The sequence below is a fragment of the Variovorax sp. GW531-E2 genome, from assembly GCF_059423125.1.
Window position 1 is genome coordinate 50296 of the sequence record NZ_JBWKXQ010000017.1, and the last position, 13807, is coordinate 64102.

The 13807-nt window shown below is 61.6% G+C and carries 10 protein-coding genes; 1 reads left to right on the top strand and 9 read right to left on the bottom strand.

Annotated elements, in window-relative coordinates; all coding sequences use genetic code 11:
• Window positions 1–68: 68 nt before the first annotated feature.
• The gene (locus AC07XP_RS12880; RefSeq protein ID WP_495264894.1) at window positions 69–1535 is read left to right on the top strand and encodes an aminotransferase-like domain-containing protein; all 1467 of its coding nucleotides are present in this window, start codon (window positions 69–71) and stop codon (window positions 1533–1535) included.
• Between the two features lie 79 nt (window positions 1536–1614).
• Here the strand turns inward: AC07XP_RS12880 and AC07XP_RS12885 are convergent, their stop codons facing one another.
• From AC07XP_RS12885 to hsdR, 9 genes are all read right to left on the bottom strand, one after another.
• Window positions 1615–2097: a GreA/GreB family elongation factor gene (locus AC07XP_RS12885; protein ID WP_495264895.1), complete on the bottom strand. Its 483-nt coding sequence runs from the start codon at window positions 2095–2097 to the stop codon at window positions 1615–1617.
• A 173-nt stretch (window positions 2098–2270) separates the two neighbouring features.
• Window positions 2271–2537 (bottom strand): DUF2625 family protein, encoded by a 267-nt coding sequence (locus AC07XP_RS12890; protein ID WP_495264896.1) that lies wholly within the window; start codon window positions 2535–2537, stop codon window positions 2271–2273.
• Window positions 2534–3508: a DUF5655 domain-containing protein gene (locus AC07XP_RS12895; RefSeq protein ID WP_495264897.1), complete on the bottom strand. Its 975-nt coding sequence runs from the start codon at window positions 3506–3508 to the stop codon at window positions 2534–2536. Before AC07XP_RS12895 ends, AC07XP_RS12890 begins: the two co-directional genes overlap by 4 nt.
• The gene (locus AC07XP_RS12900; protein WP_495264898.1) at window positions 3505–4578 is read right to left on the bottom strand and encodes a hypothetical protein; all 1074 of its coding nucleotides are present in this window, start codon (window positions 4576–4578) and stop codon (window positions 3505–3507) included. The genes AC07XP_RS12895 and AC07XP_RS12900 overlap by 4 nt, the downstream gene beginning before the upstream one ends.
• A gap of 2 nt (window positions 4579–4580) precedes the next feature.
• A complete protein-coding gene (locus AC07XP_RS12905; protein ID WP_495264899.1) occupies window positions 4581–6215 on the bottom strand; it encodes a restriction system-associated AAA family ATPase in 1635 nt (544 codons plus the stop codon).
• Window positions 6216–6217: 2 nt separating this feature from the next.
• Window positions 6218–7780, bottom strand: coding sequence for a restriction endonuclease subunit S (locus AC07XP_RS12910; RefSeq protein ID WP_495264900.1), 1563 nt, complete (start codon window positions 7778–7780; stop codon window positions 6218–6220).
• Window positions 7777–8163, bottom strand: a complete 387-nt coding sequence (locus AC07XP_RS12915) for a DUF1016 N-terminal domain-containing protein (protein ID WP_495264901.1) — start codon at window positions 8161–8163, stop codon at window positions 7777–7779. The genes AC07XP_RS12910 and AC07XP_RS12915 overlap by 4 nt, the downstream gene beginning before the upstream one ends.
• Window positions 8160–9740 (bottom strand): class I SAM-dependent DNA methyltransferase, encoded by a 1581-nt coding sequence (locus AC07XP_RS12920; protein WP_495264902.1) that lies wholly within the window; start codon window positions 9738–9740, stop codon window positions 8160–8162. The genes AC07XP_RS12915 and AC07XP_RS12920 overlap by 4 nt, the downstream gene beginning before the upstream one ends.
• Window positions 9741–9764: 24 nt before the next feature.
• The gene (hsdR, locus tag AC07XP_RS12925; protein WP_495264903.1) at window positions 9765–13178 is read right to left on the bottom strand and encodes a type I restriction-modification system endonuclease; all 3414 of its coding nucleotides are present in this window, start codon (window positions 13176–13178) and stop codon (window positions 9765–9767) included.
• Window positions 13179–13807: the final 629 nt, after the last annotated feature.

The window sequence follows — 13807 nt, forward strand, 5'->3', positions numbered from 1 at the left end:
GGCGGGTCGACGTCTGATATGACAATCTCTGAAGCGGTCCAGAACGACCGTATCAGAAAGAGATGCCCATGAACCGCTACGAGAAGCTTGCCGACAACATCGCTCAGCGTATTCGCGCGGGTAGCCTGAAGGCGAACGATCGCCTTCCCTCCGTGCGCGAACTGAAGTCGCAAATGGGCATCAGTGCGTCCACCGTGTTCTCTGCTTACTACCTGCTGGAGGCGCAAGGGCTTGTCGAAGCTCGGCAGCGGTCGGGATACTTCGTTCGAGCGGGCGCGGAAATGCCGGCCAACGAACTCGCCGCCAGCGAGCCTGTCCTGCGGTCCATGTCGGTCGACGTCTCGTCGCTTGTCTTTCAGGTCCTTGCACAGGCTCGCGAGCGCGATATGGTCCCGCTCGGCTCGGCCTTTCCGTCGCCAGAGTTGTTTCCCTTCGAGCAACTTGCCGCCGGCCTGACGCGAGCGCTCAAGCGGATGGATCCTTGGCAGACCGTCGAGGATTTGTCACCAGGAAACGCCCAATTGCGCCATCAGATCTCCCTGCGTTACGGCAGCGTCGGGATGGATGTTCCTGCGTCTGAACTGGTCATCACCAGCGGGGCGATGGAAGCACTCAATCTTGCGCTCGAATCGGTGACGCAGCCAGGCGACCTCGTGGCGATCGAAACGCCAACCTTTTACGGTGCGTTGCAGGCACTGGAGCGGCGCGGTCTTCGCGCGGTCGAGGTTGAGACGCACCCGCGAACAGGCGTAGATCTCGACTCTCTTGCTCGCGTGATCGACCAGCATCCGGTGAAGGCCTGCTGGTTCATGCCGACCTTCCAGAATCCGATGGGCTGCACCATGAGCGACGCAGCCAAGGAGCAACTGGTCAGCATGCTCGCCACCCGCGCCATACCGCTGATCGAAGACGACGTGTACGGCGAGCTCGCGCATGGGGCTCGGAGACCGCCACCAGCCAAGGCCTGGGACCGGGATGGCTGGGTGCTGCACTGCAGTTCTTTCTCGAAATCCCTGGCACCCGGATATCGCATCGGCTGGGTAGCGGGCGGTCGCTTTGCAGCCACTTTGGGCCGGAACAAGTTGATGAGCTCGCTGGCGACGGCACTCCCCTCGCAACTGGCGTTGCAGGAGTACCTGCAACACAAGAGTTTCGATCGTCACCTGCGCGCCCTGCGGCATTCGCTCAGCCGCCAGCAGGCTGCATGCTTGCGATTTATCGATCGATACTTTCCAACTGGAACGCGGGTCACGCGCCCCGAGGGTGGCTATTTCCTGTGGCTCGCGCTGCCAGAAGGTGTCGACTCGCTCGCACTGCACCAGGACGCTCTTCGGCTCGGCATAGGCGTAGCGCCGGGCCATTTGTTTTCAGCCGACCGCCGATACACCCGGCACCTGCGCATCAACTACGGGTATCTCGGCGACCCGCGCTTGGAAGGGGCCATCAGGAGTCTTGGAGATCTCGCCAACGCGCAGCTGAAATCTACAACTGGAAAATCGGGGCCAATCTTCGAGGAACGTTCGTCGAGACCCTAGTTAGCGTCAACGCAGGTCGAGGTCCGCCGCCTTCGACTGACTCTCAACGTCACGCGTGCCGCGTCTGTCCAGTCGCGGCTTAAAGAACCCGCAGTACCTCAAACTGCTGTCGGATTGGAGCGACCTGTATCGACACCTCATCACCCTCGCATTTGCCCAGCATTGCCCTACCCAAAGGGGCTTCGCTGCTGATGACCTGAACCAGCTGAGTGCCGCTGACCAACGTCATGCTGCCCCCATCCGGGCCGAGAAAGAGCTGTTGCTGCTTGTCGTCGGAATCGACCAGGCAGACCAGCGCGCCTAGCTGTATGCCTTTGATGGCGTCGTAGGGACGCGGGCGGAATCGGCGCCAATTGGCCATCGCCTGGCGTATGGCTTCGGCGCGCCGAGCTTGGCCGGTGGCCAGGTAGGCGGCTTCGAGCCCCAATGTGTCGTATTTGTTTTCGGCGATGTTCTCTTCGTGAGTCGCCGTTTCATGGGCTGCCCGCACTGCCTGTTCGGCTTGCAGCAGGTCTTCGGCGAGCCGTTCCAGCACCTGCTGTTGCAGCAAGAATTTATCCATGACGAAAGGTCGGTATCTCGAACAAGCGGGGGGCAGGTTTTGATTATGAGGCGCTCCAGAAGCCTTCGACGCTTCTGTTGGCTGCAGGTTAACTTCAGCAATGAGCCCAAAGCCGAAGTTCGATTCGCTCCAAAGCGGCCGCTCGCCGCCGGCTCAGGTAGCGCCGCGACAATCTATTCGGTGTTGAGTGCGTATTGCTCGGGGATCGGGACTGGACGCCGCGAGCTACTCTGCGTCGAGCCCTGCTCGGTATGGAGGAAAGGGTAGAAGTTGAAGCACTGGTCCCCAGGTAGGTTGCTCACTTCATGCTCCCATCCGACCCAGCGCATCTGATCGTAAAAGGTGTGAGCGAGAAGGCGCGACGCGGAGCGCTTGAGACTGGCGGTTAGCGGCTGGTCTGCGGGCTGCGGTTTTCGCGGCTCGCCTGGGCAAACCGTCAACTGCCTGACGAAGTCACCGCACCCGTCGCACGCCCCTCATACGCCAACAGGATCAGCGGCTTCGCTGCATCCAGATCCGACTGCGACGCGAGGGACAGTTCCAGGTCACCCGTTCCCCAATGTCCTTGCTGCCTGACATCCCGCCCGTTCGACGGTAGCGGCAGCACCTGGGCTGGGTCGACGTGCAGGTACAGAAGCAAGCGCACCTTCTGCGGCACCACGGTGGCAAAGTTCTTCAGCCGCTTGAAGGCCACGTACAACTTCAGCTCTTTACGTTGCACGTCGTCGCCCAGCGAGAGCACATGCCCCTCCAGCGACGCCATCAACTCGCTCAAGTAGGGCGCAAGCAAGGGCAGCCATTCGGCAAACGACCGGTCTCCCGTCACCGGCTTCGCCGCACTGGCATCCGCGGGCGGAGACTTCAGCGCTTTCGCCGGCTTGACCGCCGACGCACGGCCGCCGTTCGCGCTGGTGGCGTTGGCCTGTTCCAGCAGGAGCAGCTCTTCGCCAAAGCGCCGGTAGCGGATCAGCTCGATATTGCGGTTGATCTGCTGCACCGCATGGCCGTCGTACTTGGTGAAGTCGGCCGCGATGCACACCAGGCGCGGCGCCGTCCAGTCGATGGCGTCGGCCGCCGGTTTGCCCAGCTTGTCCATCACGAGCAGCTTGAACTCGGCCTGGTGGTCCATCAGCCAGTCCAGGTAGAACAGGCCCTGGTTGATGACGTTCTCGCCGACCGAGCGCTTGTATTCCAGGATCACCGGGCAGTTGTTCTCATCCAGGCCCAGCGAGTCGATTCGCCCGGCGTGGGTCTTGCCGGTGGAGTACTCGGTGGCCAGGAAACGAATGCCGAGGAGCGTATCGAGATTGGCCTCGATCAGGGTCTGCAACGGTTTCTCCAAATCGGAGGCGTCGCCTTGGAGCTCGGTGGCGCGGCCGAATTGAAGGCGGAAGAGTTTGATGTCGCTCATGAGCACGGTGCTGAAGTCGTCGACTGGTCAAGGAGATCTCGTAAAAGTTGCTTCAGGCGGCCATGTCCCTGTTCACAGCGTAGTCGCAGCATCCGGAACACCGCCGCCTTGAGAAAAGCCTTGTCTCGCATGCCGTTGTCGACGCAGTACTGCTCGAACCTCTTGAGCGCCTCTAACAAGCTGACATCAGTATCACCCCGGCGATCGGCACTTCGCGCCCAGTTCCGAAACTCCCAGAGCCATGCCGAGTAGCCCTCGTCAAGGTGGTCTCGTCGATAGCGCTCGCGAACGGAGAACACTGCATCCCAAGTCGGGACAGCTGGTGCGTCAGGGTCAAATTCGATCGCCCATCTGGGCGTGCTCGGCGTTGAGCCGTCGAACGGGTCACTGTCGTCGAGCACCACGCCAATCTTGGCGTGGTTATACGGGTCGAAGGCCACGCGACGTACGCCGCCCGCGTCGTAGAGCACGTCAACCGCAAGCTTGTACTTCGAGTTGCACTTGTGCCCCATGGGCACGAGATTCCTCAGGTTAACGGCGGCAAATGGATAGCGACTCACCGCTAGGTAGTGGTCCAAGTCCTCACGAGGCGCCCCGGGCGCATCGAAGTATTCCGTGCCGCAGAACGGACAGATATGCTCAGTCACCGCGTTGTAGATGATCTTGTAGTGATCATCACGAATTTTGAGGTCGGTGAGCAGTCCGAAGGCGAAGTCAAAGAGCGAGGTCACGGCGTCATGAACGGCTGCGGGCAGCGCTTCGAGCGCCGCGCAATTGGAGGCGTTGGACAGCAGGTCTGCAATGCGGTTTTGATCAGTGACGGCGGCTAGAACGGCGGCCCTCTCGCTCTGCAACGACAGCTTCCGGAGTGCGATGTTGTACTTCTTGAGTCGGTCTCGCAACCCCGCGCGTGACTTTAGCGTCGCCTGGTGCTCGTCGGGCAGGATCTTGGGCCAGGCCGGATACCGCTTTTTAGCGTCCGCTAGCGCGTGCACATTCTTGACCGCCGCCAGCACGCAGTCGTGAAGCCAGTTGTTCTGCGTTGCGGCAGGCGGGTAGCCGAAGAGCATGCCTACGCTCCGTCCTGCTTCGAGATCTGGCGAAGGTGATCCATCAAGAATACCTTGTCGACTGAATCTCCTAGCTTCGCGATGCCCGATTTGATTGCGTCTGCGTCCTCGCTGGCCATCAACTCCTTGATCTCACGTCGCGGCACCTCCGACATTGGAGGTCGAACGTCAAAGCACTCTCCAAGAATGGCGTCGAAGGTTGTGCCGAAGGTCTCAATGTCGGGGCGCCGCACTTCGACCGTGGATTCCCCTTTCTTGAAGATGAGCACGTTGTTCCGCGACATGTCCGACGGCACAAACGGCGAGTGGGTCGTCAGCAAGCAGTCCTGTTGGGCGGCCGCTCCGCCCGCTTCGCCGCGCTTGCCGCTCGCCGTGGGCAAGTCCATCATCCGGGAGATGAATTTGACGCGCCACTGCGGGTTGAAATGCGACTCCGGCTCGTCAAGCAGGAACAGCACGTTGGGAAACGATGCCATGCACATCGTCCCGAGAATCTGCGCGAGCTGGTGTTCACCGTCGGAAAGCGAAACGTAGTCAACAACTCCCTCGCCAACCCTAGGTATGAACCGAACCTGCTCAAAGCGGAAGACCCTGTCCTCATCCTGAGGCTCCGGCAGCCGCGATGCGAAGCGTCTCGTCTTGATGTCGCGAAGTAGGCGTTCGCGGGTGACTTTGGGAATCGCCAGGTCGTTCAGCATCGCCAGCTTGTGAAGTGCCGAGTACAGCTCGATCGTGGTCGCCCAGAACGCGAGAAATGCTCTGCGCGTTTCGTCCGTCACCAGAAAGTCGAAGACGTAGGTCTCGGACTTTTCGTCGTATGTATGGCAAGTCGAGCACCGTTTCAGTTGTTCGATGTAGTGCTCGAGCTCGTCAGTTAGCTGCACACCCTTGCGCTTCCGCGTCGACGTTTTTCGTGCCGAGAGCTTAGGGACAGCCCGGTGAGCCAGCTGGATCACGCATCGAAACGAGTGCAGTTCCTTGAGCTTCGCGTCCCGGAGCAATGCATCCCTTTCCGTCGCGGACCCCAGGAGAAGGTTTGCGACCAGCACCTCGAGATGCGTGCCGTAGTCTACGAGCATGAGCCGTGTATCGGGAATTGACTGAGATTTCGCACCGGGCTCATGGTCCAACGCCTGCTTGCCAACCGCGTCAGCGTAGCCGCTCCGGCTCACAAGAAAAGGCAGGCTCAGAGTCTCGTTGCCTCCCGACGTGTAGCCGACGATCCGCGATGGGAGCAGCTCGTGTGTCGCAGGCTTCTCGAGGGAGCATTCAACCCACTCGATACCATCTTTCCGCTCGATCTTGAGCGCCGGACGTCGCCTGCCCTCGCTGCGACGCGAAAGACGGACTAGCACCGGCTCGCCACTCGTGAGACGAATCACGTACTCAATCTCGAACTGAAGGTCTTCATTGCCTTTAGCGCGCTCCTCATTCGCAACACATGCGTGAAAGACTGTCTGAAACGCCTCGGCGACCACCTGAAGGAACTGTGATTTTCCCGCACCGTTAGGTCCAACAAGGCAGAGCGGGTCGAATTGCTCGGGCCCGTTCTGCGTCCCTCGCAAGCCGACATCGAGCCCGTCGAGTAGCCCGCCGCAGGTCGCCGCCTTGATGATGTGAATGCGGGTGAGCTTCATGGTCAGACTCGCACAAGCTGCATCGCTTTGGTCTTCTCGTCGAAGACCTGCCGAACAACAGGACTTGATTCTTCTAGCAACTCGAAGAGCGTTGTCTTTAGCTGCTCGTAGTCACCTGAAACCTGCGCCCTTAGCTCGTCAAACGAGAAGCGATCAGTCTTCAGCTTCAGAATTGCAGCCTTGATGGTGTTCTTGTCGGAAATGCTCATATTCGGTCGTTTCCCCGGTGTCTTGGGTCGTCTGCGCGAGGGTTCTGCTGCAGCATTTGTCTGAGCGGCCCTCAGTTCCGCTATCAGCGCGCTGGCGGGCTCATCGTCGGGGTCTTGAGGGACGAGTTCGCCGCGGAAGGCTTTGGAGAGCGTGACAGGTGCGAGGCGCTGAGCAAGCCATCTTGCTTGCTCATAGCGCTTCTCAATGCGATCAGCGACAGACAGAAGTACTTCGACGCGACGCACGATCTCGGCCTGCTCGCTTAGCGAGGGCAACCGAAAGGGGAAGGCTGCCAGCTTCTTGGCGTTTATGTTCGACTGGCTAACACCGTCGGACTTGACCGACCAGCAATAGTCCCGTCCGTTCTGACTATTGAGGCAGTAGTTCAAGTAGTCTGGCAACAGGCTGGGCAAACACCTGACGCGAATTAGATATCCCGCGTATACGGCTGGTCGTCCGCCTTTGTAGACGGCGGTCTTTCCTACGAGCTCGGGGCTATTCGTGCGATTGAAAAGAACGTCGCCGGCAGTCAACGTGTACTTGTCTATCTCTCCTTTGTCCGAGGTAAAGACCAAGTCGCTCCAGTCCAGCCGCCCTTCTTGGATATTGCCCATGCGAAGCACAGGCACTTCCCCCGTCGGAGAGGACTTGGCCGCGGAGCCATACGAAAAGCCGGAGGCCACTTCGGCAAGCCTGACTTGAGGCCAAGAGGTCATCTCATCGTTTCGCCAGTCCTCCGTCAGCGAGCCGGACGTAGCGGCATTCAGCACTGCCCGCCGAAACCGCTTGAGCAATACCGGAATGACATCCAGGCGGTCATTGCAGGCTTGGATGCGGGTCATCAGGGTGTCGAGTTGGTCAGCGATGCGGGTTTGCTCTTCTCGCGGCGCCACCACGAGTGGCGCGGACCTACCTGCTTCGGTACCAAGGCGCGGCATGCTCATTCCATGACTCGCGGCTTCCACGTATTTCAGAAACGCCGGATGTTTGAGCCAGTGGAAGAGGTAGCGCTTGTCCAACGCTGGACTCGTCGGCAGGGGCACGATCTCAGTGGTGCAAAAGCCCGGCAAGTCGGCAATGACCACCTTGTTGAGGTAGGGGCGTAACTTGCTGTACAGCACATCCCCGGTGTTGAATCGGTTCTTGGTGCTTCGGGACTGGCGTTGAGCTTGCGTGAATCGGGCCAGGATGCGCGAACTGTCCTTTTCGATGTCTTCCAGCTCCAGCACCCAGGCACTGCCGGGAATTTCCGAGGGCTCAGCTTTTGTGGTTTTGCCATAGGCAACAACTGCGCCCAGGTTTGTGACAACCCAAGAAGGCGGCAAGCTTTGCGGCGTGATCTCGAAATCACTCATCGCCCCGGCCCTTCCCGCAGCACCAACCGCTCCCGCGCCTCTATCAGCGCTGCATTCAGCAGCGGCAATTGTGTCGACAGCGACGACACAATTGCGGCGTCGGCGAAGACCTGCGCAGACTCCACCATGCGGCGCAGGTTGCGCGGTTCGGAGCTCCGACCGAACTCTTGCGACAGTTGCAAGCCCAATTGGTCGAGTAAGCGGGCGCCAGAGCCGGCGCACACACCACCCAGCACTTCTGAGACCAGACTTTGGCCGACAGTCCAGCACAGCCGGTTCAACACGCCGGTCAAGCGCTGGCGGCTGGCAGCGATCAGCGCGCGCAGCTCGTCGTGCAGACTCACCGGCGAGGTGCCGGCCAGGGTGGCAATCAAGTCGGTCATACCCCAGCCTCATTGGCCTGCGGCTCGTCCAGGGGCAAGTCGTCTAGCGCCACATCGGGGTCCTCCCCCAGTTCTTCCAGCAAGGCCCGCAACTCGGCCATGGCGTCGCCCAGCTCGCGCTGTAGCAGCCGGGCGACCATGGCCGGGTCATCGCGCTGGGCGTCGGCGGCCTGCGCGCTGTCGTCCTTGAGCCAGCTGATGTCGAGGTTATCGCCGCGTTGCGCGATCTGCTCGCGGGTGTAGCGGCGCCAACGGCCGGTGGCGCCAGTGTCCTGACGCGCGGCCAATGCGCTGGGCCCGCCGCAGGGGTCGTCGCCGAACACGTCCTCGAACTTGTCGCGCAGTTGGCTGGCCGGTGCGTCAGACGGCGTGCGGAAATAGTCGCGCGTGAAGGGCGTGCGCTTGCCGAACTGCGGCATGTTGGCGCGCATGTCGTAGACCCACACTTCCTTGGTATTGCCCTTGTCGGTCTTGCCATGCGTGAAGAACAGCACGTTGGTCTTTACGCCCTGGGCATAGAAGATGCCGGTGGGCAGGCGCAGGATGGTGTGCAAGTTGCACTTGTCCATCAGGTCGCGGCGAATCTCGGTACCGATATTGCTTTCGAACAGCACGTTGTCGGGCAGCACCACGGCGGCGCGCCCACCCGGCTTCAGCGCACGGTAGATGTGCTGCAGGAAGGCGAACTGCTTGTTGCTGGTCTCGAAGGTGAGGTCACCACGTGTCGGCAAGCCGCCGCCTTTCTTGGTGCCGAAGGGTGGGTTGGAGAGGATCAGCGTGGCGTTCGGCAACTGGTCGTGGTCATCGCTGAGCGTGTCGCCATAGATCACTCCGCCTTCGATGCCGTGCAGAAGCATGTTCATCAACGCGAGGCGGTGCGTGTCCTGCACCAGCTCCATACCAAAGAAGGTTTCCTTGGTGTAGCGGCGCTGATGTGCATCCGTCAGGCTGTCGAAGTCGTTGTGCCGACGCAGGTAGTTGTTGGCCGCGATCAAAAAGCCGCAGGTGCCGGCCGCCGGATCCTGGATCACGTCGCCCAGCTGCGGCTGCATCACCGCAACGATGCTGTCGATCAGATGCCTTGGCGTGAAGTACTGGCCGGCGCCGCTCTTTTTCTCGCCGGCGTTGCGCTCCAGCAGGTCTTCGTACATGTCGCCCAGGTCGTCGCGTTCCACGCTGTACCAGTCCAGGCTGTCGATGTCGGTGACCAGCTTGCTCAGTGTGGCGGGCTTGGTGATGAAGGTGTTGGCGTTGGCGTAGATTTCCTGCACCGCGCCGCGGCCGCGCAGGCCGTAGTCGAGCAGCATCTCCTTGTAAAGGTCGAGCCGTTCGGGGGCGGAGGCGTTGAGCAGGTCGTCCCAGCGGGTGCCGGGTTGTTCGACCGGGGGCTCGGACTTCTTGGGTCGCGTCCACACCTTGAGCCGGTCTTCCTGGCCGGTCTCCTTCATCATCTTCAGGAACAGCAGGTAGGTCAGTTCGCTCAGGTACTGGTGGTAGGTGACGCCGTCGTCACGCAGCACGTGGCACAACGACCAGAGCTTGGCGCCGATGTCGAGCGCGGCAGAGTGGTTGGTCATGGGGTAGCAGGGGGTCAGTAGAGGTCAGCGGTTGGCCGACGCTGGTGGCGGAGCCCACAGCGCGTCGTTGAAGGCCTCCAGCACGGGCTGGAGCTGGCCGTTGAAGACTTTGTCGAGGCGGTTGAAGCCGCCGCCTTCGCGCTTGAAGATGAGGTCGGGGTCGTCGAGAGCGGCGCGGTCCACCAGCACGTTGGCTTTGGTCTGTGCCGCGATGCGTTTGAGCCAGTCGCGCTGCGGTGTACTCCAAGGCTTGCCGCCGGGCGGGTGCGCCAGCAGGTGTTGCAGCGCGTGGTCCACCCGCTCGGCGTAGGGCACCAGCGCGTCGCCGATGGCGGCCTGGCGGATATAGCCGACGATGCGCGCGGCGATGTCCTGGTTGGTCAGCTCGCGCCAGGCCGAAGCGAGGCTGGTTTCGGTGAAGCCGGCGCGGTCCAGGGTCAGCACCAGCTCGCGCAGCTGGGCACGGGTCAGTTCACGCGGGCGGGTGAGCACGGTCACCAAGGCCGGAATCTGGTTGCCCTGGGCCCGGATGAAGTCGCCGAACGCGCGGAGGTAGTCGTCTGGCTTCTGGGCCTTGCCGTAGCCGCGGTCGGCACGCTCAAAGCGGTCGGCATGCTCTGACACATACATCTCGCGTTCGGGGCCATCGCCGCGGCGGTCCAGCAGTTCGCCCAGCTCCGGGTTTTGAACGAACCATGCGGCCACATCGGTCAGGGGCATGGCCTTCAGTTTCTGGATGAAGGCCTGCACGGGCATGCCGGCTTTGGCTTCGAAGTCTTGCCGGTCGTTGTCAGACAGGTGACGCTTCTTGCGCTGCAGCTTGGCCAGGAACTGGTCACGCACCAGGGCGGTGGCGGCTTCGTCCTTGAGCGTTGCCAGCTCCTGGGCAAGTTGGCTGAAGCTGATTTTCGGGTTCACGACCACGGGTTGCATGGCCGTCATGTCGCCGATAGCCTCGAAGATGCGCACGGCGTCGAACACGCGGAATGCATCCTTTACGTCCGTACCGCCGAAGTCGCACAGCCGCGTGGCGCGGCCCAACATCTGATCGAACAGAATCCGGCTATTCACTTGCCGCAGGAAAACCAGGTTGCAGATCTCGGGCACGTCCACGCCGGTGGTCAACAGGTCCACCGTCACGGCAACGTTGGGCAGGCGTTCGTTCCTGTAGCGGCGGATCAACTGCAGCGGCTTGTCGGCCGCGCCAGTGATCTTGATGACGGCGTCGTCTTCCACTGCACCGTACTGCGCGGCAAAGGCCTGCTTGAGCAAGTCCACGACCATGTCGGCATGACTGTCGCTGACGCAGAAGATCAAGGTCTTGCGGCGCGACGCGGGGTCCAGCTCCTGCGCCAAATAATTGCAAACTACTTCATTGAACGCTCGCGTGATGACCTTGCGGTTGAAATCGTCGACCTTGAGCTTGATCTCGTCCGGCGCCTTGAACAGGTCGATCTGTTGACGGCCTGTGTTGTAGACCTTGACTTCCTCGCCAGCCTTCCAGGCGATGCCTTCGCTGGACAAGTGCGTGTGCACCTGGATGGGCGGTTCGTAGTCCACCAGCCAGCCATCGACGACGGCCTCGCGGTACCCGTAGGTGAACACCGGCGGCCCGAAGATCTGGGTGGTGTGCAGCGCTGGCGTGGCGGTGAGCCCGACCTTCACCGCGTCGAAGTGGTCCAGCACACGCCGGTATTTGGAAACGTAGTCGTCGTAGCCACGGAAGCTGAGCTCGGTGTCCGACAACTCACGGTCCAGCAGGTAACCGCGATGGCATTCGTCGACAACGATGCAGTCGTACTGGTCGACGGGAGGCGGTGGCTCATCCTCGGCGGTGTACAGAACACGTTGCACCATGCCCTGGATCGTGGCTAGGTGGACGGCGGTGTCGGCGTCGGGCCGTGGGGCATCCAGCTCCTTGATGCCGAAAATATCGGCGAAGGTCTGCAGGCGCTCCATCCGCGTGTCCTTGAAGGCGTTCGCGGCCTGCTCGCCCAGGGCTGAACGGTCGACCAGAAACAAGATGCGGCGAAAGCGCTTGGCCTTGAGCAGGCGGTAGATGAGGGCAATGCAGGTCTTGGTCTTGCCGGTGCCAGTGGCCATGGCCAGCAAGACGGCGCGCTGGCCCTCGTGGATGCTGGCCTCGGTCGCCCGGATGGCGTTCTGCTGGTAGGGGCGCAGTGGAAAACCGTAATCGAATGGCGCATTGGCGAGTTCGGAGTGCGCGCGGTCTTCGTCCCGCTCCATCAGCGCGCTCAGGCCTTCGGGCGTGTACCAACCGTCCAGTGCATGGCCGAGGTTTTCCGGGCGCCGCAGGTCACAGAACCAGACGCCGCTTTTCTCGGCCAACTGCCGTAGGTAAGGACGGCCGTTGGCGGAAAAGACAAAGGGGATACGGAACTCGGCGTTGGCGCCGAAGTTGTCTGCAGGAAGTTCCACCTCGGGTGATGCACGGAAGCCACGGCTGTAGCGCTTGGCTTGTTGCAATGCAGCGGAGACGTCGATGTTCTTGCGCTTGGCCTCCACGATGGCGACCGGCGTGAGGCCGATGAACAGCGCGTAGTCGGCAGGCCCAGTCTCGGTGGGCCATTCGGCAATGGCGAGATTCTGATCACGTTGAGGCCGGGCACCCTTGGCGAACGTCAGCTGTGCCGAGTCGACCGTCCAGCCCGCGCTGGTCAGTTGGTCGTCGATGAGCTTGCGCGTGTCGCCTTCGCTGATCTGAATGACCGCTGCCGCCGAGTTTGCGGCCGCCACGAGCCTGGCGATGGCTTGTGGTGGCTCTGCACCGGCTTGGGCCTGGAGCAGCTCCAGTCGCTGGAGCAGTGCGGACTTGGCCGATTCGGCCTCCGTGGCCATGCTCTCCCAGAAGGCGCGATCTTCTTCGGCGCGCCTGATCTGTGCCTGCGCCTGATCGATCACCTGCGCCGCATCCTGATGCGTAGCTCGGTACTGGGCCAGTTCGACCCGAAGTGCGTTGAGTTCAGCCGTGAGTTCCACGCTCTCGTTCGCCGGTGGCACGGGGGGCAGGAACGGGCCGGACTTGAAGGCGGGATCCTTGAAGGTCCGGTGGAACCACACGCCCAGCTGCCACGTGAGCCGGAGGCTGAGCAACGCGGTGCGGTGGTCGCCGCCAAAACTGTGGTTCGCGTTGTTGCCCGACCTGCGGACCTGCGCGAACAACGCCCCGACCTCTCGCGGAACGATGCCCTGGTCCTGCAGACGGCGAAGCAGGTCGACCTGCTTTTCTTCGGGAGAAGTGAAAACCCCGACGTTCGAAGCTGCGAGTTGCGCGAGCAATTCCGTCAGTTGGCGCAGCTTCAGGAGGCACGTATTCGGATCGTCTGCGAAGTAGCGCTCAGCGAGCATCCCGAGGCGTACGAGCTGCTGGTCGTGCGCCTTGAGATATCCAAAGTTCGATGCCTTATCGCCCTGCATATCAGGCCATTTCAGCTCGAAGGCTGGCGTTGCTTGCGGGGTGCCTTAGCAGGGCCCCTGTCTGTAGACGCGGCGCGCGATGCGGCGATGCCGTGATCACGGCAGTAGCTGAGAACCATGACTTCGAGCATGGACGCGACGCTGCGTCTCTCCGCCTCTGCGGCAGCGGACAGCGCGGACTTCACATCGGGAGGCACTCTTGCACTGACCACCTCCGTCTTCGTTACAGCCAATGCAGAACTCCTGTGTGAAAAACGCTAGCGTTCTGCAATGGTAGCTCAACCCAGATCGAGAATTTCCTTGGAAATCAATACAGGTCGATTGACGCCTCGGTGGGGAACTGCGACCGCTAAAAATCTCGAATGGCCCGACTGCATCCAGTCTGAAGCGAACATCTGCAATCCACCACAGCGGTCAGCCCGCCAACGTCACAGCCGCACTCATCGTGCGCAGGGCATCGGGTGCTCCCCGCAGCGAAACCAAGGAGGAGGCCGCAGGCCGGGGGACATTCGCGGAGGGGAGTACCCGGCGGCCTGCGCACGCGCCCCGGACAAGCGTCCAGAACAAGGCCACAGCTAAGGAAACCCCCGATATATGAATGGTCATTGACCCCCTAGCATCGAGCGCTG

Excerpts from the sequence above, each read along its gene's own strand:
- AC07XP_RS12880 (WP_495264894.1), top strand. The coding sequence starts at position 69 with ATGAACCGCTACGAGAAGCTTGCCGACAACATCGCTCAGCGTATTCGC.
- AC07XP_RS12885 (WP_495264895.1), bottom strand. The coding sequence starts at position 2,097 with ATGGATAAATTCTTGCTGCAACAGCAGGTGCTGGAACGGCTCGCCGAA.
- AC07XP_RS12895 (WP_495264897.1), bottom strand. The coding sequence starts at position 3,508 with ATGAGCGACATCAAACTCTTCCGCCTTCAATTCGGCCGCGCCACCGAG.
- AC07XP_RS12900 (WP_495264898.1), bottom strand. The coding sequence starts at position 4,578 with ATGCTCTTCGGCTACCCGCCTGCCGCAACGCAGAACAACTGGCTTCAC.
- AC07XP_RS12905 (WP_495264899.1), bottom strand. The coding sequence starts at position 6,215 with ATGAAGCTCACCCGCATTCACATCATCAAGGCGGCGACCTGCGGCGGG.
- AC07XP_RS12910 (WP_495264900.1), bottom strand. The coding sequence starts at position 7,780 with ATGAGTGATTTCGAGATCACGCCGCAAAGCTTGCCGCCTTCTTGGGTT.
- AC07XP_RS12915 (WP_495264901.1), bottom strand. The coding sequence starts at position 8,163 with ATGACCGACTTGATTGCCACCCTGGCCGGCACCTCGCCGGTGAGTCTG.
- AC07XP_RS12920 (WP_495264902.1), bottom strand. The coding sequence starts at position 9,740 with ATGACCAACCACTCTGCCGCGCTCGACATCGGCGCCAAGCTCTGGTCG.
- hsdR (WP_495264903.1), bottom strand. The coding sequence starts at position 13,178 with ATGCAGGGCGATAAGGCATCGAACTTTGGATATCTCAAGGCGCACGAC.